23 protein-coding genes and 1 pseudogene are annotated in these 25,568 nt (G+C 31.7%); 14 read left to right on the plus strand and 10 right to left on the minus strand.

All coding sequences use genetic code 11. From position 1 onward, the window contains the following. Nucleotides 1–183: 183 nt before the first annotated feature. From AC2D8I_RS05490 to AC2D8I_RS05500, 3 genes and pseudogenes are all read right to left on the minus strand, one after another. Nucleotides 184–1,006, minus strand: a pseudogene (locus AC2D8I_RS05490) (IS3 family transposase). Between the two features lie 85 nt (nt 1,007–1,091). Next, nucleotides 1,092–1,802 carry a LytR/AlgR family response regulator transcription factor gene (locus AC2D8I_RS05495; RefSeq protein WP_484704987.1) on the minus strand — a complete coding sequence of 237 codons (711 nt, stop codon included), beginning with the start codon at nt 1,800–1,802 and terminating at the stop codon, nt 1,092–1,094. Continuing rightward, nucleotides 1,795–2,862 (minus strand): sensor histidine kinase, encoded by a 1,068-nt coding sequence (locus tag AC2D8I_RS05500; protein ID WP_484704988.1) that lies wholly within the window; start codon nt 2,860–2,862, stop codon nt 1,795–1,797. The genes AC2D8I_RS05495 and AC2D8I_RS05500 overlap by 8 nt, the downstream gene beginning before the upstream one ends. Nucleotides 2,863–3,110: 248 nt before the next feature. On the opposite strand from AC2D8I_RS05500, the gene AC2D8I_RS05505 reads away from it, so the two are divergent. The 10 genes from AC2D8I_RS05505 to AC2D8I_RS05550 all read left to right on the plus strand — a co-directional run bounded on the left by AC2D8I_RS05505 (nt 3,111) and on the right by AC2D8I_RS05550 (nt 13,869). After that, complete coding sequence (locus tag AC2D8I_RS05505; protein WP_484704989.1) at nt 3,111–4,082, plus strand: MBL fold metallo-hydrolase; 972 nt, start codon at nt 3,111–3,113, stop codon at nt 4,080–4,082. Nucleotides 4,083–4,141: 59 nt separating this feature from the next. Continuing rightward, on the plus strand, nt 4,142–4,540 hold the full coding sequence (locus tag AC2D8I_RS05510) for a DoxX family protein (RefSeq protein ID WP_484704990.1): 399 nt from the start codon (nt 4,142–4,144) through the stop codon (nt 4,538–4,540). Between the two features lie 160 nt (nt 4,541–4,700). Beyond that, nucleotides 4,701–5,570: an MBL fold metallo-hydrolase gene (locus AC2D8I_RS05515; RefSeq protein ID WP_484704991.1), complete on the plus strand. Its 870-nt coding sequence runs from the start codon at nt 4,701–4,703 to the stop codon at nt 5,568–5,570. A 358-nt stretch (nt 5,571–5,928) separates the two neighbouring features. Then, entirely contained in the window at nt 5,929–6,489 is a 561-nt protein-coding gene (locus tag AC2D8I_RS05520) for a YceI family protein (RefSeq protein WP_484704992.1), read from the plus strand. Between the two features lie 560 nt (nt 6,490–7,049). After that, nucleotides 7,050–7,856 (plus strand): helix-turn-helix domain-containing protein, encoded by an 807-nt coding sequence (locus tag AC2D8I_RS05525; RefSeq protein ID WP_484704993.1) that lies wholly within the window; start codon nt 7,050–7,052, stop codon nt 7,854–7,856. A 114-nt stretch (nt 7,857–7,970) separates the two neighbouring features. Further along, nucleotides 7,971–9,140, plus strand: coding sequence for an MBL fold metallo-hydrolase (locus AC2D8I_RS05530; RefSeq protein WP_484704994.1), 1,170 nt, complete (start codon nt 7,971–7,973; stop codon nt 9,138–9,140). A gap of 212 nt (nt 9,141–9,352) precedes the next feature. Beyond that, complete coding sequence (locus AC2D8I_RS05535; protein ID WP_484704995.1) at nt 9,353–10,543, plus strand: metallophosphoesterase; 1,191 nt, start codon at nt 9,353–9,355, stop codon at nt 10,541–10,543. Between the two features lie 134 nt (nt 10,544–10,677). Then, entirely contained in the window at nt 10,678–11,583 is a 906-nt protein-coding gene (locus AC2D8I_RS05540; protein WP_484704996.1) for a hypothetical protein, read from the plus strand. A gap of 66 nt (nt 11,584–11,649) precedes the next feature. After that, a complete protein-coding gene (locus AC2D8I_RS05545; RefSeq protein WP_484704997.1) occupies nt 11,650–12,801 on the plus strand; it encodes an MBL fold metallo-hydrolase in 1,152 nt (383 codons plus the stop codon). Between the two features lie 204 nt (nt 12,802–13,005). Next, on the plus strand, nt 13,006–13,869 hold the full coding sequence (locus AC2D8I_RS05550; RefSeq protein ID WP_484704998.1) for an AraC family transcriptional regulator: 864 nt from the start codon (nt 13,006–13,008) through the stop codon (nt 13,867–13,869). A 324-nt stretch (nt 13,870–14,193) separates the two neighbouring features. Here the strand turns inward: AC2D8I_RS05550 and AC2D8I_RS05555 are convergent, their stop codons facing one another. Beyond that, nucleotides 14,194–14,334 carry a hypothetical protein gene (locus AC2D8I_RS05555; protein ID WP_484704999.1) on the minus strand — a complete coding sequence of 47 codons (141 nt, stop codon included), beginning with the start codon at nt 14,332–14,334 and terminating at the stop codon, nt 14,194–14,196. Nucleotides 14,335–14,769: 435 nt separating this feature from the next. Here AC2D8I_RS05555 and AC2D8I_RS05560 point away from each other — a divergent pair, with 435 nt between their 5' ends. Continuing rightward, nucleotides 14,770–16,734, plus strand: a complete 1,965-nt coding sequence (locus tag AC2D8I_RS05560) for a YgiQ family radical SAM protein (RefSeq protein ID WP_484705000.1) — start codon at nt 14,770–14,772, stop codon at nt 16,732–16,734. A 115-nt stretch (nt 16,735–16,849) separates the two neighbouring features. Here AC2D8I_RS05560 and AC2D8I_RS05565 read toward each other — a convergent pair whose 3' ends face one another. Both AC2D8I_RS05565 and AC2D8I_RS05570 read right to left on the minus strand, forming a co-directional pair. Beyond that, the gene (locus AC2D8I_RS05565) at nt 16,850–17,791 is read right to left on the minus strand and encodes a DUF4421 family protein (RefSeq protein WP_484705001.1); all 942 of its coding nucleotides are present in this window, start codon (nt 17,789–17,791) and stop codon (nt 16,850–16,852) included. A gap of 40 nt (nt 17,792–17,831) precedes the next feature. Then, nucleotides 17,832–18,506, minus strand: a complete 675-nt coding sequence (locus tag AC2D8I_RS05570; RefSeq protein WP_484705002.1) for an SIR2 family NAD-dependent protein deacylase — start codon at nt 18,504–18,506, stop codon at nt 17,832–17,834. 128 nt (nt 18,507–18,634) lie between these two features. Here AC2D8I_RS05570 and AC2D8I_RS05575 point away from each other — a divergent pair, with 128 nt between their 5' ends. After that, nucleotides 18,635–19,288: a TrmH family RNA methyltransferase gene (locus AC2D8I_RS05575; protein ID WP_484705003.1), complete on the plus strand. Its 654-nt coding sequence runs from the start codon at nt 18,635–18,637 to the stop codon at nt 19,286–19,288. Between the two features lie 23 nt (nt 19,289–19,311). Here AC2D8I_RS05575 and AC2D8I_RS05580 read toward each other — a convergent pair whose 3' ends face one another. The 4 genes from AC2D8I_RS05580 to AC2D8I_RS05595 all read right to left on the minus strand — a co-directional run bounded on the left by AC2D8I_RS05580 (nt 19,312) and on the right by AC2D8I_RS05595 (nt 23,750). Beyond that, entirely contained in the window at nt 19,312–20,097 is a 786-nt protein-coding gene (locus tag AC2D8I_RS05580; protein ID WP_484705004.1) for a carboxypeptidase-like regulatory domain-containing protein, read from the minus strand. 88 nt (nt 20,098–20,185) lie between these two features. Next, nucleotides 20,186–21,994: a DEAD/DEAH box helicase gene (locus AC2D8I_RS05585; protein ID WP_484705005.1), complete on the minus strand. Its 1,809-nt coding sequence runs from the start codon at nt 21,992–21,994 to the stop codon at nt 20,186–20,188. A 312-nt stretch (nt 21,995–22,306) separates the two neighbouring features. Further along, on the minus strand, nt 22,307–22,882 hold the full coding sequence (locus AC2D8I_RS05590; RefSeq protein ID WP_484705006.1) for a non-canonical purine NTP diphosphatase: 576 nt from the start codon (nt 22,880–22,882) through the stop codon (nt 22,307–22,309). 154 nt (nt 22,883–23,036) lie between these two features. After that, nucleotides 23,037–23,750: a peptidylprolyl isomerase gene (locus AC2D8I_RS05595; RefSeq protein WP_484705007.1), complete on the minus strand. Its 714-nt coding sequence runs from the start codon at nt 23,748–23,750 to the stop codon at nt 23,037–23,039. Nucleotides 23,751–23,787: 37 nt separating this feature from the next. On the opposite strand from AC2D8I_RS05595, the gene AC2D8I_RS05600 reads away from it, so the two are divergent. Both AC2D8I_RS05600 and AC2D8I_RS05605 read left to right on the plus strand, forming a co-directional pair. Further along, nucleotides 23,788–24,426: an NUDIX hydrolase gene (locus AC2D8I_RS05600; protein WP_484705008.1), complete on the plus strand. Its 639-nt coding sequence runs from the start codon at nt 23,788–23,790 to the stop codon at nt 24,424–24,426. A 49-nt stretch (nt 24,427–24,475) separates the two neighbouring features. Beyond that, nucleotides 24,476–25,279 (plus strand): lysophospholipid acyltransferase family protein, encoded by an 804-nt coding sequence (locus tag AC2D8I_RS05605; protein ID WP_484705009.1) that lies wholly within the window; start codon nt 24,476–24,478, stop codon nt 25,277–25,279. Nucleotides 25,280–25,568: the final 289 nt, after the last annotated feature.

Raw genomic sequence — 25,568 nt, forward strand, 5'->3', positions numbered from 1 at the left:
AAATAAGATTATATTTTTTGATCCAAATTATGATCGTTGAGTCAAAAAATAAGCTTGGATCCATATCTAGATATGCTTAAGTTAGTATTGCCTGAATTACTGGTTACTCATTTTGACATTACTAAACATGAAACGCATAAAACCTGAACTAGCAACAAAAAGTTGGATAATTAATTGCGAGATTTAAGCCGCTACATTTTGGTTATACATTTCTAATTCGTTAATAGATTTATAGTCTAAAGTCGAGTGTATTCTTCTTCTATTATACCAAGTTTCAATCCAAGAAAAAACCAGCAATTCAGCTTGTGACCTATAATTGTATTTGTGTTTATACACCCATTGCATTTTTAAGCTTTTAAAAAATGATTCTGCTACGGCATTGTCCCAGCAGTTCCCTTTTCTGCTCATACTTTGTTTTACAAGACCATTGAGCTTTTAAGGGTATTTGTTAAAATATAACTAGCATATTGAGACCCTTTGTCAGAATGAAAAATAAGCTGTTCTGCAATTACATTAGATTTAACAGTCATATACCATGCAGCAATAATAGTGTCTTCTGTGCTCAGCCTACTAATCTTCTATTAAATAAATCAATAATAACCGTTAAATACATCCACCCTTGTTTGGGTTTTATATAAGTAATATTCGAAATCCATACCTGATTAGTTCGGGATATTTTAAACTTATGATGTTTTATAAATCTAAACCTTGCTTGTCGCTCTTGGAGAAAATGCTCATCATCTTTTTTAATATTTCATATTCTTCTGATATATTTTTAACAGCTTCTTTAATAGGGCTACTTCTTTTTGTTCATCTGTCAATTTTGGATTCCCTCGACCTGGAAAACTGTTCTTTCCATAATCTTGTGATTCTTTTCGCCAACGGTGTAACGCTGAATATGGAATGTTCAATTCTTCACATATCTGTTTTGTGTTGCCTCGGGCATAACTTAATTCTACTGCTTTTTCTTAAAGGACGAACTGTAATTTATGTATTGTTTTTTCATGATTCAAAAGTTATATTATGTAACTCTAAATCTCGCAACTTAATGTCCAATCTAATATAGTAAGTCCAGTTTTTAAAAGTGTATTTTAATGCAGGCTTTTTATAAACTTTTCCTTGTAGGTTCTACCAATAGGAAGCGCCTTTTTTAAATGTTTTATAAATACTTGATTTCTAGATATTTTTTCAATCATATTTATGTTTATAATATACGATTTATGGGTTTGGCAAAATAAATTGGAATCTAATTCATTTAGCCAATAGCGTAAAGGCTTAGCGCTTAAATGAACTTTGTCTTGCGTAACAACTTCTGTATAATCAGAGTCTGATCTAATATAGTTTATTTTAGCAATAGTAATTTTAATTAAATCGTAACCAGATTTTATAAAAAGAGATTGATGATTTGTGGTTGGTTGTTTTGTTGTTAACGTTTTTGTTGGTTTTATTATAGGGTTGTATTGCACTTTTGATATCGCTTGTACAAAGCGTTGAAAAGAAAATGGTTTTAATAAATAATCGATTACATTATATTCGTAACTTTCTAATGCATAGTTTGAAAAAGCAGTGGTTAGTATAACTTGTGGGTGATTAGGGATTGATTTTAAAAAATCAATCCCTGAAATTTTAGGTAAATGTATATCTAAAAATAAGAGATCAACCGAATTCTTTTGCAAAAATGCGATGGTATCTATAGCGTTAGAAAAAGTAGCTTTTAAGTTTAACGTTCCCAAATCTGCTATATATTTTTGTAGAATACGCTGCGCAGGAGACTGATCTTCAATAATTACACAACTAATCATTTTTTATAGGTTTTAATTGTAGCGTTAAATTTACGCAATATGTATTGTTAGCATTGTTAATTTGTAGAATATAACCCTTTGGATACAAAATATCTAATCGTTTTTTAACATTAGCTAAACCAATACCTTTACTAAGGTTATCTGTATTTGTAGTGACCATAAAGCTGTTGTTGCAATTAAATTGTAATAACCCTGTATGAGAGACCTCGAGGGAAATGTCTATACAAATATTATCCGACTGACTAGAGGTGCTATGTTTAAAAGCATTTTCAATGAACATCATTAAAATTAACGGTGCGATTTTGTAATTGGTAGATCCGTTAGAATTCGTGAAATTAACTATGCCTCGATTTTCAATTTGTAATTGACTCAAATTGATAAAACTCTCTAAATGATTCATTTCTTTTTGCAATGGGACATAGTTTTCTTTACAATCATATAAGATATATCTTAATACCGAAGAAAGCTCTAAAATAATGGTAGGCGTTTTCGGTGACTTCTCTATGGCATATGCATATAGATTATTAAGATTATTAAATAAAAAATGAGGGTTTATTTGTGATTTTAAAAATTGTAATTCGCTCTCTTTCATGATAGATTGTAGGGTAATTATTTCTTTTTGTTTGGTGTTTAAGTCCCAAGCAAATTTAAAGCCCACTAGAATCACAATAATAGGCAATACCTCTGTTAAGGTAAAAAATACTCCAGGGAAATAATTTGCTCTTATGGGATAATAAAGTGGTTCTAAAACAAGCTCGTCGACAAGTATCGTTATCGCAAGCAAGCTAATAATAGCTAAAAAAAAAGGAACTAATTTATTTTTATAATATAGTTTAGGTAGTAGTAAGTACTGAATAATATAAGCCGTAATAGTATAGTTTAAAAAGAAAGGTAAATCGGATAAGCAAGTGTTATTTTTAGGATTATCTCTGTCAAAAGAATAAAATAAAAAGAGTAGAATTAGTAATACTAGTTGAAACAAAAGTTCCTTACTATGTTTTATAAAATATAGCGATATCCTGTTCATCTTATAAAAATACATTTTTAATTTAATCTTCATTTCTTTTATCTCTTATCGTAAGTTACTTTCCTGTAAAAAGCATGTTTATGTGTCTTAACGACATTTTTAAAACGAGGAGTTGATGATGGGATAACTTTTGTCGTTCGCCTATTTTTTTTATAACAGGGGCGTTATTTATTGATATTTACATCATTGTTTTTGATTATGAGTTATTTGTGTCGCTATTAAAAATTAAGCTTATAAAACAAAAAATAGTCCTTATTTAAATCATTAAAAAAATAAACGAAATGAAATCATTTATTAAAAGAAGAGTAACAGTAGTTTTAACAGTAAGTCTATTTACCTTTTTGGTATCATGTAATAGTGATGATACAGATTCATCGAGCGCAACCATAGATTTTGGAACAGCACCTAACGCTTCAATAGTTAGCACAGGGGAAGTAGAATTAATTACAGAAAAAAAGGTGCGTTATCATATTTTAGAGTTTCATTCGGGAACAACGTATACATCTACAATTGTAGAAACCGGAACAACAGCGACACTTATAGATGTTGGTCCACAGACAGCCGTTGGAGGAGAAATTCGTGCTTATGCTAATGCAATAGGCAAACCTTTGTCTGTTATCATTACCCATAATCATCCAGATCATTATGAAAATATAGGGAATTTTACAGATGTGCCTGTATATGCTCAAACAGAAGCAGCAGCTGATTTGATGTCAAATATGGATTTTACAGATTTGTACTCTGCATCTATAAATATCGTTAGCGATGCTGTGGAAATAGGGGATCTTGAATTTGAATTAGGCAACATTACGAGCGCAGAAACTTCAGATAATGGATATGTGTTTATTCCAGAGTTAAAATCCTTGTTTATAGGGGATTTAGTGGCTAATGGGACTCATCCTTTTCTTCGTGAATATACACCGTTGGACAATGTTGATGAATTGGATAACTGGATTACTGGCCTGAACGCGTTAAATAATCAATTTGGAAATTACAAGCATATTTTTCTTGGTCATGTAGGCACAAGAACAGATGTTTCAGAAGTTATTGAAGAGAACATAGAGTACTTAACTACAGCTCAAGCTTTAATTTTGAAAACGCGAGGATTAACAAGTGGAGGTTTTGCTTCTACAGTTCAAGAGGTTGTTGATGAATTAGATTTACTTTACCCTAATTTGGCAATGGGGGCTTTAAGACTTTCTTTACCTGATGCCTTTTTTCCAGGTGATCCAGGAGCGGTTTGGTTTAACTAAAAACGGAGAGTAAAAATAAAATACATTTCTAATACTTATATAATATAAAATCAATAATGATGGATAAAAATAACGATGTAGGACTTCTAATTCTACGTATTACGCTCGGAGCATTAATGCTATTACACGGTTTTGCAAAACTTCAAGGAGTTTCTTTTATAGAAGGAATGCTGTCTAAAATAGGATTGCCATCTTTTTTAGCTTATGGTGTTTATTTTACTGAAATTATAGCGCCAGTATTAATTATATTAGGCTATCGAACACGCATAGCTGCTGCTTTATTTGCTGTCGGGATTCTGTTTGCTATATTATTAGCACATCCATCAGATATTTTTACATTGAATCCTTATGGTGGTTGGGCTATTGAGTTATTAGGATTGTATTTGTTTGGAGCTATAGTGTTATTTTATACGGGTTCTGGTAAATATGCAGCTTCCTCCACCGATAAATGGGATTAGTGCTAAAAGAGGCGTTATCGTTCTTCCTTTTTAGTCTCTTTTTTATATTTGGATGTGCTAAAATACTATTGAAATAACTTGACTAAAAGCAAAGGGGGGTATGTTTAATGCGTAGGAAGGCAGTCTTTTAAATTTATATTTTAATTAAAATTTTACATTTATGTATTCATTAGTATTCAAAGGACTCGTATTCTTTTTTTTTATGATTACTTATATTTCAGGTTATAGCCAAGAGGCAAAGGTTCAAAAAATATCAGAAAACGTATACGCTATTTTTATTAATTATTATAATTCTTTGGTTGTTATAGGAGATAAAGATGTGCTTTTAGTTGATCCTGCGAATACTCTACGGGCAGAGGAACTAAAAAAAGAAATAAGAAAACTAACAGCATTACCTGTTAGGAAGATTGTATTAAGTCATGAGCATTACGATCATATTGGAGGGACAGCAGTTTTTCCAGAAGCACAAATTTATGTGCAAAATAATGCGCGTTCTATTTTTAAATTAAATGTATTGGGAACAGCACCTCTAAGAATTACAAATTGGTTTGCTTCCCAAGCAACAATTATGATGGGGGAAACTAGAGTCGATTTAAAACATTATGCAGCTGGAGATGGAGTGGCATCAACAATCGTTTGGCTTCCCAATGAAAAAGTGACTTATGTAGCCGATATGTTTGAAACTGGAGCTCTTACGCATCAGGATTTTTTAGAAGACAGTAACTTATTAGGGATACGGCTAATATTAAATAAGTTAGTTGCTTTAAAACCTATATCTGTTGTAAACGCTCATTCATTAGACTTAGACCCTAAACACTTAATTAGAGCTTCTACATTTCATAATGATTTATATAATGCTGTTGCTCCTACAATAATTAAAGCGTCAATTAAAGGTAGCCTTGCTGTTAGTAAAGCAGCTGAAAAACTTATAAAAATGGTGAAATTAGAACATTATAATGATCTAAAAAATTATGACCATTTACCGACTCATATCCATAGGATGATAGCCGCAATTTTTCATGGAGGATAGAGTTCATTATTCTTTTTTAAAATTTTATACAAAGAAGATCTAAAAATAAAACGATGAGGGTAGAACTCCTGTCGTTCGCAGATTTTTTTTTCTAAAAGCGAGCTGAATATAGATTTTTGAACTCAATTTTGTTTTATTAATTTATGAGTTGTTAAGACTTTAAATTAACGTCTAGTTTAGTCTTTTTGAATTATTCCCTATAGTGTTAAGAGACCCTCGCTATGATACTAAGGAAATAGTTCAATGAGATGTTATTTGAGACGTATTAAGGAGCCCACTGTTTTATAGAAGGATTTGAAAAGATTTATTAAGACAAAAAAATAGTTAATAATATTAAACTTTAAACACTGAATAAATAATGAAAAAAGTAATAGCAACATTAATAATCCTATTATCATTAACCAATGTAGAGGCGCAAAAAAAATGGAAAGTAGATTTGTCTCATTCGTCTATTCGTTTTTCGGTAAGTCATATGCTTATATCTGAAACCACGGGGAATTTTAAAGACTTTCAAATTACCGCTCAAGCTAATGAAGCTTTTGATAATCCTAGTTTCACGGTAAGTATAAAGTCAGAAAGTATTGATACCGATAATAGCATGCGTGATGATCATCTTAAAAAAGAAGATTTTTTTGATGTAGAAACATACCCCGAAATTATTTTTAAAAGTAGTGCTTTTACACTGTTAGATAATGGAATGTTTGAAGTGACAGGAATTATTACTGTTAAAGGAATAAGTAAACCAGTTATATTTAATGGCAAATTGAATGGGGTAATAGATAATCCTAGAAATGGCGGTAAAAAAGCAGGATTAAAATTAAGTACTACCATACAAAGAGAGGATTTTAATATAGGAAAAGGAGTTAGTTCTATTGGTGATACTGTAGCAGTTCTTATAAATTTAGAAATGGATTTATAAACAATAAGCGTGTTAATTAGATGGTTTGTAAACCCTTTAGAGTAAATCCTAAGGGGTTTACTTCTTTTAGATTGCTAGTTGCCTAAGTAATAAAAAAACAAGAGTGGTCTTTTCTTTTTTTAAGAGCAGACCATATAAAAACCAATACGACTTGTTCTATATGTATGTTGTATTGGTTTTATTGTTTATTATCTTAAATGATTTTTTTACTTTTTTTGTGGTAAATACGGCGTTTTTAGTGATTTATAAACGTAAAACCCTAGCATGTTTCCCGACAACTTAAATGTATTAATAATTTTGCGGTGCATACAATCGCCTTAAACAAAAAGCTTTCAACTTTAAAGGAATATTTTTGATTGCGGTGTGTTTTAGTATTGTTGTGTAACATTTTATAGGTTGTGTGATGTTTTTAGTAAATAAGTAAAAAGGGATTGAGAATAGTAGTATTTATTATCATTTCTTAAACTACCTTAACTTTTATTCTTTTTAGGAGTCTCATTTTTGCATTAGTATTCATTACGATTTGAAACCATTAACCTAGCTTAACAATAAGCAAAAATATGTATGATATATTTAAGCCTAAATCTAAAATATTAAATCAATATGTATCCGATTTTACGGTAATAAATAAAGACCGATTTAAAACAGTTAATTATTTTGCTTTTCCACATAATAAAAGTGCTATCGCTTTTTTATCTCAGGCCAATATCGTTTATAAAGATTTTAAGGTAGAAGTAACCAAAAAAGACAAAGGATTGTATCCTATTGTTGTTTTGGGTAAATATTCTAAGCCATTATTGCTTAGTTATAAAGAGTGTATAGATGAGGTAGCCATAAATTTTACAAGCTTAGGACTGAATTATTTTTTTAAAGATAATTTTAACGCTATAGCGGGACAACCCTTTCAATTTCTTAAGGATACGGTGTGGGAATCCTTTGCAAGGAAAATGTTTAGTTTACAAGAAAGCCATAGAATTGAATTTTTGGAGCAGTTTCTATTATCGCAATTACATCATAAAGATTTAAGTGTAATAGAATATGTTATTAATAAAATGGAAAAGGACCTGTCTTTAAAAATAAAAGAAATTGCTGAGAGTTCTAAAATACCCGAAAGAACGATTAATAGACTTTTTCATAAGTATACTGGATGTTCTCCTATTCAATTTAAAAAAACATTAAGATTTAGAAACTCAATTAAAATGATACAAAAAGAAATGAGTTTAACCGAGCTCTGTTTAAACACAGATTATTACGATTCTTCACATTTTTCAAACGAATTCAGAGCCTTAACAGGGGAAAAACCTAAAGATTTTTTTAGTCGTTTATCTCAGGTGGGAATAAGCCAATATCCTTACATTTTTATATAATGTCTGTTTTTTACAAGTTTAAAAGTGTTCCAATTAAGACCTTTGAGGCTAATTTATTAGCTAAAGTTAGAATAATAAATCATACAAATAAGCTTAAATTAGAACCCATAAAATATGAAAAGAACTGCAGTATTATCACAAATTACGATATTAACGATAGCATTTTGTTTTTCAAATACTGTATTTGCTAAGGTTGCTACCTATTCAATTAAAAAAGTAAATGAAAATGTTTACATTTTTACAGAAATATGGGACGGATTTAATAATGGGAATCTAGGAGTTGTTATTGGTGATCAAGAGGTTTTACTTATTAATTCTATGATGCTTGGCAGTGCGGCTTCTTTAGAGTCGGAAGTAAAAAAAATAACAGATAAGCCTATAAAATATGTTATTAATGGGGACTCTGATCGCTATAATCATCATGCAAATAAATATTTTTCAGATCGTGGTGCTACTATTTTTTCACATGAAAACCTTAAATACTCGTCAGCTTATTGTGAAATACTTTTTGAGAACACAATTTCCATTCCAATAGGGAGTGAAATCGTAACAGCATATCACACACCAGCACACACTTTAGATCATATAGATGTTTTTCTTGAGAAAAGGAATGTGCTTTTTATGAGTGATGGTTTTAAAAGCCACTGGCTTACACCTACTGGACCCAATGGCCTTGATGGACATTTAAAAGGAATAGATAGTGCGCTCGCTTTTTCTAATGAAAGTACAATTATTGTTTCGGGTAATACCTCTAAAAATCCAAAACACTTCTTGAGTAATAAAAAAGAGCTTATTAAAATCAGCAAAATTCATATAGATTTTACAAAACGAATAAAGGAGTTAAGCGCTAAGGGAATGCCTGCTGAAGCAATTGCAAGAGATAAGGGGATTGATAGCATTATCAGTGGTTTAGAAGCTTATCCAAGGTTTAAAAAACACCTAATAGACTTGATTAGAGAGGTGTTAGAAGATGAGCTTGAGAGTTATTGTAACTTGTTAGATAATCAGTTAATGACCTATTTAGGGGTTTATGAATTAAAAGACAATAGTATTATAGAGATCATACTAAAAGACAATAGATTATTTGCAAGGAAAGAAGGTGCATTTCTCTTTCAGCTTAGCGCGCGCTCTAACGTTAAGTTTGCCTTGAAAGGTGCTGCAAACAATTACTTCGTTTTTAAATTTTCATCAAGAGAAGAAATAGAAAGTTTAACTCCCGTTATAGAAGAAAAGAGTGGGTGGACTAATAGTATTGAAGGCGGCGTCAAATACATTAAAAAATGATCTTTCAATTTAAAGGATAGAAAGCATAAGGAGAGTCAAAAAAGTATAAAAATAACATTGTTTTTTCAGCAAGAAAAAACAATGTTATTAAGGCTTAATTTTTGAGTTCATTAAATAGAGTTATTATAGCTACTGTTTTAAAGACTAAAAAGAGAGGTTTATTGACGATTTGTTTAATGATGATACAAGGTAAGTTAATAAAATAGAAAAGGATGAATAAAAGTATATTAAGGTATTTAAAACACATACTCCTAACTGTAATAATAGGAGGTTTTGTTTTTTCTGCAATTGGTTTATTTGCAGGGCACATTATAAATTACGATAAAAATACTCTAGTCCTAAATTTAGAAAATGAAGGCCCTTATGTTTTCTATATAAATGATAGTTTAGTTAGTGTTAACTATATTAAAGGAAACGATGAAAAGGGCTTTTACCTTGAACAGAAAAAACATTTTTTAGACTCAGTTACTTTTTTAAAATGTCAATACCCCATAGATGCTACCGAATTTACTTTCAGGCTAGATTCGAAATTTGAATCTCCTAAAACTATTTATAATGATAAAAATAAAATTTTAGCTATTTCTGATATTGAAAGCAATTATAAAACGTTTAGAGATTTTCTTATTAGCAATCGCGTTATTGACCATAACCTGAATTGGGTTTTTGGGAAAAATCATTTAGTATTAGTAGGCGATTTTATTGATAGGAGTTACTTTTCAACTCAAGTTTTATGGTTTATTTATAAGCTAGAACAAGAAGCTAAAAAAAGTGGCGGTAATGTGCATTATATTTTAGGGAATCATGAAATTATGAACATGCAAGGAAACCATACTTATGCTAAATTTAAATACAATAAGGTTGCTGCAATTTTAGGAAAAAAGCAATACGAATTCTATAGTAAGAATTCTATTTTAGGGCAATGGTTAGCTAGTAAAAATACGATAGAACTTATAAATGGGAATTTGTTTGTACATGCGGGAATACATCCAGAAATTTCAGAAACGGGACTTCATATTTCTCAAATTAATAAAATAATAAGGGATCATTATTACAAGCCTTATTATGCCAGTAAAAATAGAGATCAAACAACAGAGTTTTTAATCTCTCCAAAAACAGCTCCTTTTTGGTATCGTGGTTATTTTAAAGATAACCTAACACAGGAGGATGTAGATAAGGGACTTAAGTGTTTTAATGCCAAGACCGTAATTGTAGGGCACACTTTGCAATCAAAAGTAAATAGCCAATACCAAGGCAAAGTAATTGCTATAGATGTAAAGCACCCTCAAGATTATTATAAACACTTTCCTAAATTGAGCGCAGAAGGATTGTATATTGACGGGGATAACTATTTTAGGGCATTTGAAAATGGAGAGCATACAGTATTAGAAGAATACCTCTATTAGAAAATAAATATCTAATTACTTGACATAATCTAACAAAAACGTAAAAATAAATACAATAATTATTAATAAATATGAGGCATCAAATGTTGTTCAACTTTAATTATTTAAACCTAATAAAAACAATTTCTATATGCATGTTTTGCTCTTGTCTTTCTATGGCCTGTTCAAGTGATAATAGTGATAGTGTGCATAACAACGATAACAATAACAATAATAATAATAATACGGAAGGTATTTATCTAAACATTCCTGACCTGCAATTTGAAACAAAATTGATAAGCCTAGAAATAGATTCCGATGGTGTTATTAATCAAAAAATACTTAAAACAGATGCGGAAAAGGTTTCTGCTTTAATATTAGATAGTTACAATAATGAGGTTATCGAAGATTTATCAGGTATTGAAGGCTTTATAAATATAACAAAATTATCGGCTTCAGGAAATAATTTAACTACTGTTAATTTAATGTATAATACTTTTTTAGATACTTTAGATCTTTCAGGTAATCTAATTAAAAATATCGATGTTAGTTATAATACTCAATTAATCCAGTTGAATCTGAGGGTAAACGATCTTACTACTATTGAGGGATTAGATGAAGCCCCAGGTTTAAAATGGTTGAGTCTGTCTAATAACTTATTAAGTGAATTAAATATTCATAATACAGCTTTAGAAACACTATATGTAAAAAATAATCTTCTTACATCGTTAAATACACAAAACGCGGCAAGCTTAAAAACTGTTTTGGCGCAAACGAATAACCTCTTTGAGGTTAATTTTAATACAAATCCTCTGCTTGAAACGTTAGCCCTTTCCGGTAATACGATTCAGAATATTAATTTGGAGCTAAATACAAATTTAGAAACCCTTTATTTTTCTAATAACCAATTATCGTCTCTTGATGTAAGTGGGTTGAATAACTTAATTAATTTAACCATAAATGGGAACCCCGAATTAGTGTGTATTAAGATTTTTGGTGGTCAAAATATTCCAAGTCTTATAAAGTCTAATGATCAAGAATTAAATGTTATTTGCGATTAAATAAACCTCTAAACTATAGATTAATAGTTTTTCTCATAATAGTATTTTAAAATTATAACACTGTAAATGATGAAACATTGGAATTTTAAGCAGTTTTTATTGGGATTACATTTGTTAATGGCTTTTGTAGTATATGCAAATGAAACAGAAATTACCATAAAAAAAATAACAAATCAAGTGTATACCTTTAGTGGAAAAGGCTGTGGTGCTAATATCGGGATGGTTATAGGTAGCGAAGGGATATTACTAATTGACGCAATGAATAATAGGGCCTCTAAAAAATTACTCGCAGCAATTAGAACCATTTCTAAATTGCCTATTAAGTATGTTATTAATACGCATTATCATGGAGACCATAGCGGCGGGAATTCCTTTTTTTATAAAATGGGAGCAACTATTATTGCTCAAGAAAATGTACAGTTTAGTCCGACCTTTCATCAAGTTAAATTTAAGAAGCTCCTATCGATAATAATAGGGCATAATGAGGTTAAGGCATATCATGTGCTAAGTCACACTTTTGATTCTGTAATTATTTATTTGCCTAATAGTAATGTGCTATTTATGGGCGATAATTTTAGTAATGCAGAAATGACCTATACAGGGGCGCAAGGACAAAAGGGGAGAAGAGAAGCCTTAACAATGGCGCTTTCATTATCGAATGAAGAAACAGTTGTAGTGCCAGGTCATGGTGTTTCCTGTAAAATAGATGAGATAAAGCAATTAATGCAATTGAAAAGTGCAATAACAAAAAGGGTTAGGGTATTATATAATCAAGGTGTGCCAATACATAAGATTTCAAGTGATAATGAGTTTATAGAAATCTTAAAAACGTTTAAATCTAAAAATGATATAGAAGTAATTGCGAAACCCAATATTAAAGAAATCATTGAAACAGATATTCTTAAACCGTATAATATTTCCAGAAAACGGCTTCTGTCTTATATTGGAAAATATCGCTTTCATAATAATTCTATTATCGAAATCTATCTTGAAAATGAAAGGTTATATGCCAGAGAGTCTGGGCGTTTTATTGCAGCGCTAACCCCATTGTCTAACTATCGTTTTGACCTTAAGGGCTTTCCTTTTTTAAGAGGAGAGGAGATCCGTTTCAAGATTAATACTTTGGGTAAAGTAGAATCACTTATTCTTGATATTAAACATAAGTTTGTAATGACGAAAGTTATAGAATCTGGAATGCGAATTAGAATTAATCCCTAATTCTATAATTAAGATTTAGTTGCAATATGAAGGTGATGTTTCCTGTAATTAATCTAAGGAAGTGTTACCGTATTATATATAATGATGAAGCTGAAAAATGAACGTTTTAATATTAATCCCAATAAAATAGAAAGTCATAAGATTATTATAAACCAACTGTCCTTATTTTTAGCTAAATTTGAAGTATTCTAGTTCAAATTTAATATGGAATGCATACCAATAAGACATATAAGTTCCTCTACAATAACACCAAACATAAAGGGGTGTTTTAATATAAAAAGCCTTCAAGAACTGTTAGATGGTAACGATATGATTCATGCGTTACACAGACATGATTTTTATTTTATTTTAGTGTTAAAAAAAGGATATGGAACTCATGAGATAGATTTTGTAAACTATAAGGTTTCCAGTGAGAGTATTTTTATTATCCGTCCAGGGCAAGTTCATCAGTTAGAATTAAGAAAGGATAGTGCTGGTTTTATGATTCAATTTAGCACAGATTTCTATACGCCTTTTGAAAAAGAGACGAATGCTTTACTTCAAAACGTAAGTAGTGAAAATTTTTATCAGTTAGAAGCAGTTCATTTTTCACAATTAAATGTATTGTTAACCTCCATTTTTAACGAGTACCAGAATAAACCAGATGAATATAAAGACGTGATACGCGCTTATCTTCGGATTTTATTTATAGAATTACTAAGGTTACAAAAAAATAGTAATGGTATATTAGAAAAAAAAACACTCTATGCTCAAGAACGTCTCGAAGATTTTTTGCTGCTTTTAGAGCAAAACATTTCAAGTAAAAAACAAGTATCACAATATGCCGAGATCTTAAATTTGTCTAACTACCAGTTAAATGCAATAACAAAACAAACTTTAGGAAAAACAGTTTCAGAACTTATAAATGCACAGATTGTATTAGAATCAAAACGGTGTCTTTTGGCAACAACTAACCAGATCAGTCAGATAGCAGATTATTTGGGGTATGCCGATGTTTCCTATTTTATTAGATTTTTTAAAAAGCATACAGGGTTTTCTCCAGAAGTATTTAGGCAAAAATTTAAATAGTTTTCATTGTTTTGATTACTAAGTGTTTGTAGAAGGGTGTTTTAATATAGCATTACAAATTGTTATTCAGCCATAGTTATTAATACAAGATCAAGCAGCAGCACTAAAATAGTCTGTTTTTACCGCACTCCGTTTACACTTGTTTCCCCAGCGTTAATTGTTTCAAAACGCTTCGTTTTATTTGTATTGATATTTTATGGTTTCCATTGTGTAATACCTTAATAAGAATGGCTTTCAATAGCGAGATCATAGAGTATTATTTTTTTAATCCAATCGTTAACCAAGGCATGATATCATACTTGGTGTGACTTTATAGATTGCTTTTTATTCATAAACGACATAATTAACCTTATCCACTCCTGTATTTCCACTTTTAGCATTGTAGGCATAAATAATGATTTCATATTGTCCAGCTGAGGTGAGTTCTATATCACCTTCAAAAAGGTTTGTTTCCGTAATCGACATTTCAACATCTTTTAAGTATTTGTTCGTTAAGGGACATAGTTTACACAAGTTAAAGACTAGCCTATGCAAATTTAGAAAATACAAAACCAAATAGAAAATTCATGAGGATTATGTAAGTAGATTAACTCTAGTAATTAATTTTAGATGGTGTTTAAAAATTGATATTTGATGTTAAAACCTAGTGTTTAATGAAAAGAAATTAGAGCTTTTGTTTAGTTTTTTATTGTAAACGGTTTTTTATACTAACAGTATATAGCTATAAGAAACGGATTAAAATGCGCTTAAATTAGTTGCGAAAATAACAGAAAAATGTATGCTGTAAGGATGGGGTTTATTGTAATACCCTTGTAATCAAAGGGTAGTGTTTGTTGTGTGAAAAAGAAGGATAACCTATAAAATAGGTGAAAAGAGCTATAAATACAGTATTTTTGCAAAATGAAGGAGAAAAAGGAACAACATAGACTGTCAGATTGGTTACCCACGACTAATAAAGAAGTTAAGATTAGAGGCTGGGAGGAGCTAGACGTTATTCTATTTAGTGGTGATGCCTATGTGGATCACCCATCCTTTGGTCCTGCAGTAATAGGACGTATTTTAGAAAGTTATGGATTACGGGTTGCTATAGTACCACAACCTAGTGTTACCGATAATCTTCAAGATTTTACAAAATTAGGAGTGCCAAGACTCTTTTTTGGAATTACCGGAGGGTGTATGGATCCTATGGTAAGTAACTATACAGCAAGTAAAAAACGTAGAGATAAAGATGCTTACACTCCAAATGGGGATATTGGCTTTCGTCCAGATTATGCTACAACGGTGTATTCTAATATTTTAAAAGAAAAGTTTCCAGACGTACCTGTTTTAATAGGAGGGATCGAGGCTTCTTTACGTCGTGTTACGCATTACGATTATTGGTCGGATAAATTAATGCCTTCTATATTAGAGAGTTCCAAAGCAGACATGCTAGTCTATGGTATGGGGGAACAACCCCTACGAGAGATCGTAGAATTACTGCAAAAAGGCGTGCCTTTTTCGAGCTTAAAAACCATAAAACAAACAGCTGTTTTAATAGATAAAGCAGATAAAGTACCTAAAAATGCCAATTGGGAGGATATTAGTATTAATTCTCACGATTTATGCTTAAAAGATAAAAAGAAGTTTGCTGCAAATTTTAAAGTCATAGAGCAAGAGTCTAATAAATTGAGGGCTCGGCGTATTTTTCAAGAGATTGGAGCGCGCCTATTAATGATTAATCCGCCCTATCCAACGATGACGGAAAATGAAATTGATGCTTCTTTTGATTTGCCATATACCCGTTTGCCACACCCTAAATACAATAAACGAGGGCCAATTCCAGCATTCGAGATGATTAAATTCTCAATAAACATTCATCGAGGCTGTTTTGGAGGCTGTAGTTTTTGTACTATTTCTGCCCATCAAGGAAAATTTATTGCCAGTAGAAGCCAAGACTCTGTACTAAAGGAAGTTGATAAAGTTGCGAATATGCCAGATTTTAAAGGCTATTTATCAGACATTGGAGGGCCATCTGCCAATATGTATAAAATGAAAGGGAAAATACAGTCTATTTGCGACAAATGTGTGGCACCATCTTGTATTTCGCCTGTAATTTGTAGCAATTTAGATACGTCTCACAAGCCATTAACCCAATTATATCAAGCGGTAGATAAACACCCAAAGATTAAAAAATCGTTTATAGGAAGTGGTATTCGTCATGATATGTTAGTGCCAGAATTTAATAAAAATGCAGATGCTAAAGAATTAGACGCTTATACTGAAGAGGTTATGACCAAGCATGTTTCTGGACGATTAAAGGTGGCTCCAGAACATACTTCAGACCCAGTATTAAAATTAATGCGTAAACCCTCTTTTTCCTATTTTCATAAATTTAAGGAACGTTTCGATAAAATAAATATCAAGAAAGGATTAAAACTTCAGTTAATACCCTACTTTATTTCGAACCACCCAGCATGTGAGGTTGAAGATATGGCAAATTTAGCAGCCGAGACTAAAGATATGGGGTTTCAATTAGAACAGGTACAAGGATTTACACCAACACCAATGACGGTAGCTACCGTTATTTATTATAGTGGTTATCACCCTTATACCTTAAAACCAACACGAACACCAAAAACAAAAAAAGAAAAAGACGAGCAGCACCGTTTTTTCTTTTGGTATCGACAAGAAAATAAGGATTGGATAAATAAGACTTTAAATAAACTAGGGCGGAAAGACCTTTTGAATGTATTACTTCCAGAAGGTGACGGTTGGAGAACAAATAAAAGTAAAAATAAACCCAAGCACACATTTGATGATGCTATACCTTTTAACCAACGTAAGCATAAGACGAAATTTAAATCCAATAAGAAAAAGAGACGTTAAATAAGAAGAAAAAAGGATTTAAATTGGAGTCGTATCTCAGCTGTAAATCATATTAGATAGAAAACTTTATATACGATACCTTTCTATAGGAGTAAAAATGGAGGTTTCAGAAAACTTAAAGTCCCAGTTTTCTATTTATCCATTCTACTTTTTCTTCTAAATATCTAGGTGGAGTAAATCTAAAGCCAACATAAAGACTCGCGTAACTTTTGTCGTTGATAACATTGCGTTTTACAGATTCATTTACGGAACTAGAGTCAAAATTAAAACGCGCGCCGGCACTTATTTTGCTAGAGGTGTAACCAAATTGAAGACTTAAATCTATTGCTTTAGTAATGTGGGTACTTTTTATATTGCTATCATTAGATTTATCGGTGCTAAACCTTAAGCCAATGGCAGGTGATAAGGAGGAGGAAATAAACCAATTTGAATTTACAATCCAAGTGTAGTAATAGCTAGGAGTAATGGCTATATCAAAATTATTTTGAACGCTATCGCCATCTTCTAATTTGTCTGAAAGTCTATTGAAGCCATATCTAACCGTAGGAATAAAACTGCCCGTACTTTCCCTTTGCCATTCAGTAAGATATAAAAGATGTCTTAGAGAAAACTCTGGATTTATAACAAAGGAGGTTGCGCCACCCCAAAAAGTGGTTTTTAAATGGGGGAATTGTAAATCTAAATCATTAGGATTAATACCTTCATCATAAAAGCCCTGAACTTTTCGGTATTGAAAATTCTGAATCCATTGTCCTAAAAAAAGACGCAATTGATAATCGCGAAAAGAGGACTTAAAGTCAGTCCCTTTATTACTGGGAGAAAAACCAATACTCAAGCCTAAAAACTTATAATTGGCAGAAATTTGAACTCTATAAACATTATTGGCGTTAATAGTAAAATTATCTTCAGCGCTGTCTTGTATCGAAAACGATTCATTCTGTGTATTCATGTTAAATTTTACCAATAACTTATCGGAAAATGAAATAATAGAATTATGCTCTTGACTGTATAGTATGTTTAAAAATAAGAGAAAAAGTAGGTGAAAGAATAGTTTCATTGAAAAGGGGCTAGGTTTAATAGAGGCTTTTAATGGTATATTATTGTATAAAATTAATAAAAGACTTCATGCCTTGGGTTGCAGGTTTAGCAATTAGAGTTACATTTTCTTTTGCCGTTAATGCGGGGTTGGGATCAATAACATAAATAGGCGTATTTTCGGGGACGTAGTGAATTAAACTTGCCGCAGGGTAAACTTGCATACTCGTGCCTATAACCAGAAAAATATCTGCAGTATTACAAACATCTACAGCTTTATTTAGCATTGGGACAGCTTCCCCAAACCATACAATATGTGGGCGTAGCTGATTTCCTTTAGCATCCAAATCCCCAAGATTAAGAGGTTTAGGCCACTTATAGATCTTGTTTTCATTTTTTACAGAGCGTACTTTAAGTAATTCGCCGTGTAAATGTAAAATATTGGTACTACCAGCACGCTCGTGTAAATCGTCTACATTTTGAGTGATTATGGTTACGTTAAATTCTTTTTCAAGATTAGCGAGATCCAAATGAGCAGAGTTGGGAGCTGCTTCTAAAAGTTGTTTACGGCGTTGATTATAAAAATCGAAAACTAATTTAGGGTTGGCAGCAAACCCTTCTGGAGAAGCGACTTCCATTACATTATGCCCTTCCCATAGGCCATTGTCATCTCTAAATGTTTTTATTCCGCTTTCCGCACTTATACCAGCGCCTGTTAATACAACGATGTGTTTCATAATAATACTCCATAAAAATGGAATATACTTTAAATTTATTTAATTTCATAAATGTAAGGATTATTGTGCAGCTTACGAGGCTAAGAATTCATACAATTTTATTACATTCGATAAACTTTAATTAGCAAATGATAGATAGAGCACTTTTAGAGCATTTAGAAACGTACCTTACAGCACACCGTTTGGAGCGTTTTCAAAAGGTTATAAAACAACGAACCAAGCATTTTACAGTAGCCACAGAAGATGTGTACCAGTTGCATAATACTAGTGCTGTTATTAGAAGTTGTGATGTGTTTGGTGTGCAAGAAGTGAATATCGTAGAGGAACGAAATTCTAAGCGTATAGATAGAGAGATTGCTATGGGAGCTCAGAAATGGGTGGATTTGAATCGTTATCATACAATAAAAGACTGTATACAAGCCGTTAGAGCGGATGGTTATCAAATTGTAGCGACGACACCACATACAAATGAGTGTATGTTACATGAATTTGATGTTTCTAAGAAATCTTGTTTTTTCTTCGGGAGAGAAACAGCTGGATTATCTCAGGATGTATTGGATGAAGCAGATGTCTTTTTAAAAATACCAATGGCGGGGTTTACAGAAAGTTTGAACATATCTGTTTCTGCGGCAATTATTTTACAAGATGTTACTGCTAAATTAAAACAAACAGATATAGATTGGAGGCTAACTGAAGCTGAACAGCTTGAAAAGCGATTGGATTGGTGTAAGAAAACGATTAAGAGTTATGATGAAATTGTAGAACGTTTCTATAATGGATAATATTACTCCTTAAGCAATACTTTTTATAAGCGCTTTTTTTTGTTTCTGCTTAATATTTTGTACTCTTCATAGCATTCGCTTATGGCATCTAATATTTGAAGATCGTTTGCTGTAGTTATAAATTCTTTTGAGTAATTACATTGTGCTACAATTTCGTCTAAGTCAACTTTACTTACTTGTAGGAGTACCATTAACATTTCTCTATCAAAACGGGACGCTAAGATGTTTCTAATTTCATCATCTTGCTTCATTTGTTTAAGTTTACGCAGCTCTTTACCTTTTTTTCCAAAGGTGTTATATAAAAAATCCAAAGGATTGAATATTGAGCCTAAAACTTTGGTTACTGCGTTTGGCGAGTTATCGCCAGCTTCATAACCAGTAGATAGTCCAGAGATACTATAGCGGTAATTGGTATTTACTGCAACTTGTTTAATGTCTACTTCTAGATATCCAGTTAATCTTAGATTGGAAACAACAACTTCTTCTAAGGCTAAGGCTAGTTCTGTTAGTGTAATTTTAGAGTTCCCAAATTTTATCCAGTCATTGGTTACTCTAACTTTAATAGATTTATAACCTAAGTACGACAAATGCAAGGTATCGTTAGTTTTAGCCCTTAATTTAAACTCACCATCCTTATTCGTAGAAGTCCCAATAACTTGATTAATATTTACAATATTAACCCCTTCTAGTATTTTATCTGTAGAAGCATCTACAATCGTACCTTTTACTACTGTGTTTTCATTTTCATCCTGCGCATGACAAAATGTAGTACCAATAAGTAAAGAGAGTAAGATTAAAAAATGCTTCATATTTATATGTAATAAGTTATAAAAGTACTAAACAAAACGTTATTTAGTACTTTTATCTTACTAATTTGACTTAAAATTAACAAAAAGGTTAACGTCTAGAACGTCTAGGTCTTGATGTTCCTGAGTTTCCAGAGCCTGAATCAGAACGTCTAGAACGGGATTCTGTATATTCCCCATTGCGTTTTCTATCTCCTCTTGGGCTTCCAGAGCGTTTATCATTACGTCTTCTGTCTCCACCATTTCTTTTGTCATCGCGTCTTCTGTTTCCGCCACGACCTCTACCACCGCGATTAGGTCTGTCTTCAGTTATTTCAACATTTACAAATCTGCCGTTGTGTTTAAAGTCGGTAAAGAAACTTAATACTTTCTCTTGGTGTTCTTTTTCTGTATTAAAGAAAGAGAAGGTGTCTTTTGTATCGACTTTAAATACATCATCACGACCTAAGGCCAGTTGTTCCTTTAAGAAATCTTTCAGTTTCATCCAATCGAACCCGTCTTTTTCTCCAACGTTAATAAAGAAACGTGCGGCACTACCATTTGTTTTGTGTTCTCTTCCAGAATCGCGACTTCCCGCTTTTACATTAAGGTCTTTAGCTTTTTGATAATAATTAAAGAAACGTGTAAATTCTACAGAGAAAAACTTTTTAATCAATTCCTCTTTACTAGTATCGCTAAATAAAGCATTAATATCTTCTAAGTATTTGTCTATTTCGTGATTAATTTCTGTATTATGAATTTTATTTGCTAAAGACATTAATTGCACTTCGCAAATTTCCATTCCGTTAGGAATTTCCTTTAGCTCAAATTTTTTGTTTATAATACGTTCAATGCTTTTAAGTCTACGGACCTCACTTTTTGAAACAATAACCATAGAGACCCCTGTTTTTCCAGCGCGACCTGTTCTTCCAGAACGGTGTGTATAGGTTTCTACTTCATCACTTAATTGGTAATTAATAACGTGTGTAATATTATCGACATCAATACCTCGAGCTGCAACATCTGTTGCTACCAACATTTGTATTTGTTTGGTTCTAAATTGTTTCATTACAATGTCGCGTTGATTTTGACTTAAATCCCCGTGTAATGCTCCAGCACTGTAACCGTCTTCAATTAATTGTTCGGCTACTTTTTGAGTGTCTCGTTTTGTACGACAAAAAATAACAGAGAAGATGTCTGGATTGGCATCGGCTAAGCGTTTTAATGCTTGGTAACGATCACGTGCATTCACCAAATAGTATTCATGCGATACATTATTTGTACTTTGGTTTTTATGACCAACCGTAATCTCTTGTGGGTTGTACATAAAGTTTTTAGCAATGGCAGCAACTTCTCTAGGCATTGTTGCAGAGAATAACCAGGTATTTTTATCTTCAGGAGTATGGGAAAGAATATCTGTGATATCTTCTTTAAATCCCATATTCAGCATTTCATCGGCTTCATCTAAAACCGAAAATTGAATTTTAGAAATATCTACCAAACGGCGACTAATCATATCTTTCATACGACCAGGGGTTGCTACAATAATTTGTGCGCCTCGCTTTACCTCTCGTGCTTGATCTGTAATACTAGAGCCACCATAGATTGCAACTACATTTAACCCTTTACAATACTTACCATATTGTTTCATCTCATTAGCAATTTGTAAGCAAAGCTCACGTGTAGGCGAGAGGATTAAACCTTGTGTGGTTCGGCTATTTACATCTATTTTTTGTAGCATTGGGAAACCAAATGCAGCAGTTTTACCTGTTCCCGTTTGTGCCAAAGCAACCAAATCGGTATCTTCTTCTAATAGAATAGGAATGGCTTTGTCTTGGACTTCACTTGGTTTTTCGAAACCTAAATCTGTAATGGCTTTTAATAGGTCTTCGTTAAGACCTAAATCTTGGAATGTGTTCATTCTTGTAATAAGTATTCAATGGCATTATATTATGTTGGTGTTACATAAAGAAGCGCATCGAACATACTTAACCTAAAACTTCTAGTAACACATCCTCACTCTGAGGAATAAAAAATAAAGCCCTTAAGCTTTCAGCCTGCAAATGTACGCATTTATTTTTAACTCTATAAAAAGTTTCTTTTTTATAGAGTTAAAATAGCTCAAAATATTAAACCTTAATTTTTGGTTAGGCCTAAAAAGTATAATTTATAATAACTATATAGAAATAAAATAACGAAGCATTATCATTGGAAAAAACTTTTCAAAATAAAATTATAAGCTATTTAAAAAGGCTACCAGTTGCGTTACAGCTTTTCCTCGATGCCCAATTTTGTTTTTAATCTCTAAATCCATTTCTGCAAATGTTTTTGTATATCCATTGGGTTTAAAAATGGGATCGTATCCAAAGCCTTTCTCACCAAATTTACGGGACGTTATTTCTCCTTCACAATGCCCTGTAAATGTTTCTATTTTAGTATTTAAATGTAGTGCTATTACAGTTGTAAATTGAGCTTTTCTATTGGTTTTGGTTTTTAAATTATGTAATAACAAATCCATATTGTCTGTCGCATTACGTTGTGCTCCAGCATAGCGGGCAGAAAAAACACCAGGAGCTCCGTTTAAGGCATCGACTTCTAAACCTGTGTCGTCTGCAAAACAATTGTAACCATAGTTTGTGTGTATGTATTTTGCTTTTTGTATGGCATTACCTTTTATTGTTAGTTGCGTTTCAGGAACATCTTCTAGGCATTCTATATCTTTTAAACTCAATAATTTTATGTGTGATGGCACTAAGCTTTGAACTTCTTTTAATTTATTGAGGTTGTTGGTCGCGAAAACGAGTTGCATAAGAGCGGTTTTTTAATTTGTATAAATTTGATATTCAAAAAATAATTTTAATGAACTATTTAAGTGTTTTTATTTACAAATGCATAAGTGCGTATTTTTATGTTGATGTAAAACAAAATATAGCTTCACGAATGTTTAAAAACAACAGGTTGGGTTATTCAATAATTTCAACTTTAGTAATATAAATATTATGTATAGGCCAATCTCCAGAATCTGTTTCTTGATTTGCAATGGTATCTACAACATCCATCCCTTTTATTACTTTACCAAAAATAGTGTAGTTTTTATCTAAATGATATTGATTGGATTGCGTAATAAAAAACTCAAAAGGCGAGGCAAGCTTATACGCTTTTTCAATTTCGCTACTCGGAATAGAAATAACACCTCTATGGTGTTTGTAACCACGTTTGGCGTCTGGAGGTAATAAATATTTGCCTATTTTTTTTCTCCTTTTTATAACCTTTTTACTGTCTGAATTTCCGCCTTGAATAACAAAATCTTTAACAACCCGATGAAATTGAGTACCATCAAATACTTTATTTTTGACTAAGAAAATGAAATTTGCTCTATGGAATTTAATTTTATCAAAAAGTAAAATGTCTATATTACCAAAAGAGGTATAGAGGCGGACTTTATTTTCTTTATTTTCTTTTTCATATTCTAAAAAGAAATCCATTGCATTTTTATCGTTTAGAGGTAAAAAACGTTCCTCTAAAGTGAGTTTAGAACTATCTATTTCAATGTTTTTTGTTTCTTTTTTTATAACAGTTACTTTAGGTTTTTTTAGCGTTACTTTTTTAGGTTGAGATTGTTTATCTTCACAACCGATAAAAAATAAAAGCGAACAAAGCAATAGTATTTGTTTCATTAAAATATAATTAAATGCCCATTAATGGTTTTGTAAAATGAATTTCGACACATTTATTGAATCAGTGGTAAAAATAAAAAAAATACCGCTCCCAGCTGAAGCTTCCCAATTTAAAATGTCGCCTCCTTATAGGGAAAAGCTTATAGCAGCTCAAAAGGAGAAAATAAAGACTGCAAAACAGTCTGCTGTTTTGGCTTTGTTTTATCCTAGTAAAACCCGTAAAACCCATTTGGTTTTAATATTGCGTAAAACTTATAAAGGTGTTCACTCTGCTCAAGTAGGGTTTCCTGGAGGTAAACTGGAAGGGAATGAAACATTTAAAGCAGCTGCTTTAAGAGAGACTAATGAAGAGGTTGGAGTTGCTCTTGATAAAATAGAGGTTTTAAAGGAAATGACACAAATTTATATTCCTCCAAGTAATTTTTTTGTGCAACCGTTTATAGGGATTTCTAAAGACACCCTAAGTTTTGTGAAGCAAGAAGAAGAGGTAGAAGCTATTTTGGAAGTTAGTTTGGATGATTTTTTAGATGACGTTAACGTTGTTTCAAAAAGAGTAAATACAAGTTATGGTTCTGATATAGAGGTTCCTGCGTATGATTTGGGAGGGCATTTAGTATGGGGTGCAACAGCAATGATGCTTAGTGAAGTAAAAGACTTGTTAAAAACTATCCTTTAATCTAATTCTGTTTTTTTACATTTGTATCTTAAAATACAATATTGAATTTATGGGATTGTTTACAAAAAATCCTTTTGGACATAACCTTTTTATTAAAAAATGGCTTATTAGAATTCTTGGAGGATTGTCGCATAGACGATTTCGAGGATTTAATGAATTGCAAATAGAAGGTTCTGAGATTATAAAAGAATTACCAGATACTAATGTGTTGTTTATTTCTAATCATCAAACATATTTTGCAGATGTAGTAGCTATGTTTCATGTTTTTAATGCGAGTTTAAGTGGTAGAAATGATTCTATTAAAAATGTGGGTTACTTATGGCAACCCAAACTGAATATGTATTACATTGCTGCTAAAGAGACGATGAGATCTGGTATTTTACCAAAAATTATGGCGTATGTAGGTTCTATAAGTATTGAAAGAACATGGCGCAGTAAAGGACAAGATGTTAACAGACAAGTGAAAATGAGCGATATTTCTAATATAAGAAAAGCTTTGGACGATGGCTGGGTTATTACTTTTCCGCAAGGAACAACCACACCTTTTAAGCCTATTCGCAAAGGAACAGCTCATATAATAAAGCATTATAAGCCTATAGTTGTTCCTATTGTAATTGATGGGTTTAGACGTTCGTTTGATAAAAAGGGCTTACGAATTAAAAAGAAAAATGTATATCAAACGTTCGAAATAAAGAAACCTTTGGAAATTGATTATGAAAATGAAACGACTGCAGATATCGTTGAGAAGATTGAATATGCGATAGAACAACATCCCTCATTTTTAAAAGTAATTTCAAAAGAAGAATTAGCTGCTCGCGAGGAATTAAATAAACAAAGAGAGTGGTTGGACTAGGCTTCTTCAATAGCACTTTTGTTTTATTTCAATTAGTATTTTAAGTTCTTGGCTGCTTTCTTCTTTAGGAAGACTAAAACAAAATGTTGTTAATGAGTTTTAATGAGGTTAAAAAACTTGAAGAACTCAATAATAATTAATTAATATTTAAGGTTTTATTAGAAATCAAAAACTATTATATATTCATATGATAGTTTTTTTTGTGCCGTTTATGTTTGTTTTAATTCACAATTAGAATGTATTCTGATGCGATCTTATGGTCTCATTAATTTAGCGTTATAACCCGACT

The sequence above is a fragment of the Lacinutrix sp. YIN62 genome, from assembly GCF_057219185.1.

Excerpts from the sequence above, each read along its gene's own strand:
- AC2D8I_RS05515 (WP_484704991.1), top strand. The coding sequence starts at position 4,701 with ATGTATTCATTAGTATTCAAAGGACTCGTATTCTTTTTTTTTATGATT.
- AC2D8I_RS05555 (WP_484704999.1), bottom strand. The coding sequence starts at position 14,334 with ATGTCGATTACGGAAACAAACCTTTTTGAAGGTGATATAGAACTCACC.
- AC2D8I_RS05585 (WP_484705005.1), bottom strand. The coding sequence starts at position 21,994 with ATGAACACATTCCAAGATTTAGGTCTTAACGAAGACCTATTAAAAGCC.
- AC2D8I_RS05550 (WP_484704998.1), top strand. The coding sequence starts at position 13,006 with ATGGAATGCATACCAATAAGACATATAAGTTCCTCTACAATAACACCA.
- AC2D8I_RS05505 (WP_484704989.1), top strand. The coding sequence starts at position 3,111 with ATGAAATCATTTATTAAAAGAAGAGTAACAGTAGTTTTAACAGTAAGT.
- AC2D8I_RS05600 (WP_484705008.1), top strand. The coding sequence starts at position 23,788 with ATGAATTTCGACACATTTATTGAATCAGTGGTAAAAATAAAAAAAATA.
- AC2D8I_RS05575 (WP_484705003.1), top strand. The coding sequence starts at position 18,635 with ATGATAGATAGAGCACTTTTAGAGCATTTAGAAACGTACCTTACAGCA.
- AC2D8I_RS05540 (WP_484704996.1), top strand. The coding sequence starts at position 10,678 with ATGTTTTGCTCTTGTCTTTCTATGGCCTGTTCAAGTGATAATAGTGAT.
- AC2D8I_RS05580 (WP_484705004.1), bottom strand. The coding sequence starts at position 20,097 with ATGAAGCATTTTTTAATCTTACTCTCTTTACTTATTGGTACTACATTT.
- AC2D8I_RS05535 (WP_484704995.1), top strand. The coding sequence starts at position 9,353 with ATGAATAAAAGTATATTAAGGTATTTAAAACACATACTCCTAACTGTA.
- AC2D8I_RS05525 (WP_484704993.1), top strand. The coding sequence starts at position 7,050 with ATGTATGATATATTTAAGCCTAAATCTAAAATATTAAATCAATATGTA.
- AC2D8I_RS05605 (WP_484705009.1), top strand. The coding sequence starts at position 24,476 with ATGGGATTGTTTACAAAAAATCCTTTTGGACATAACCTTTTTATTAAA.
- AC2D8I_RS05570 (WP_484705002.1), bottom strand. The coding sequence starts at position 18,506 with ATGAAACACATCGTTGTATTAACAGGCGCTGGTATAAGTGCGGAAAGC.
- AC2D8I_RS05565 (WP_484705001.1), bottom strand. The coding sequence starts at position 17,791 with ATGAAACTATTCTTTCACCTACTTTTTCTCTTATTTTTAAACATACTA.
- AC2D8I_RS05530 (WP_484704994.1), top strand. The coding sequence starts at position 7,971 with ATGAAAAGAACTGCAGTATTATCACAAATTACGATATTAACGATAGCA.
- AC2D8I_RS05495 (WP_484704987.1), bottom strand. The coding sequence starts at position 1,802 with ATGATTAGTTGTGTAATTATTGAAGATCAGTCTCCTGCGCAGCGTATT.
- AC2D8I_RS05545 (WP_484704997.1), top strand. The coding sequence starts at position 11,650 with ATGATGAAACATTGGAATTTTAAGCAGTTTTTATTGGGATTACATTTG.
- AC2D8I_RS05500 (WP_484704988.1), bottom strand. The coding sequence starts at position 2,862 with ATGAAGATTAAATTAAAAATGTATTTTTATAAGATGAACAGGATATCG.
- AC2D8I_RS05560 (WP_484705000.1), top strand. The coding sequence starts at position 14,770 with ATGAAGGAGAAAAAGGAACAACATAGACTGTCAGATTGGTTACCCACG.
- AC2D8I_RS05510 (WP_484704990.1), top strand. The coding sequence starts at position 4,142 with ATGGATAAAAATAACGATGTAGGACTTCTAATTCTACGTATTACGCTC.
- AC2D8I_RS05520 (WP_484704992.1), top strand. The coding sequence starts at position 5,929 with ATGAAAAAAGTAATAGCAACATTAATAATCCTATTATCATTAACCAAT.
- AC2D8I_RS05590 (WP_484705006.1), bottom strand. The coding sequence starts at position 22,882 with ATGCAACTCGTTTTCGCGACCAACAACCTCAATAAATTAAAAGAAGTT.
- AC2D8I_RS05595 (WP_484705007.1), bottom strand. The coding sequence starts at position 23,750 with ATGAAACAAATACTATTGCTTTGTTCGCTTTTATTTTTTATCGGTTGT.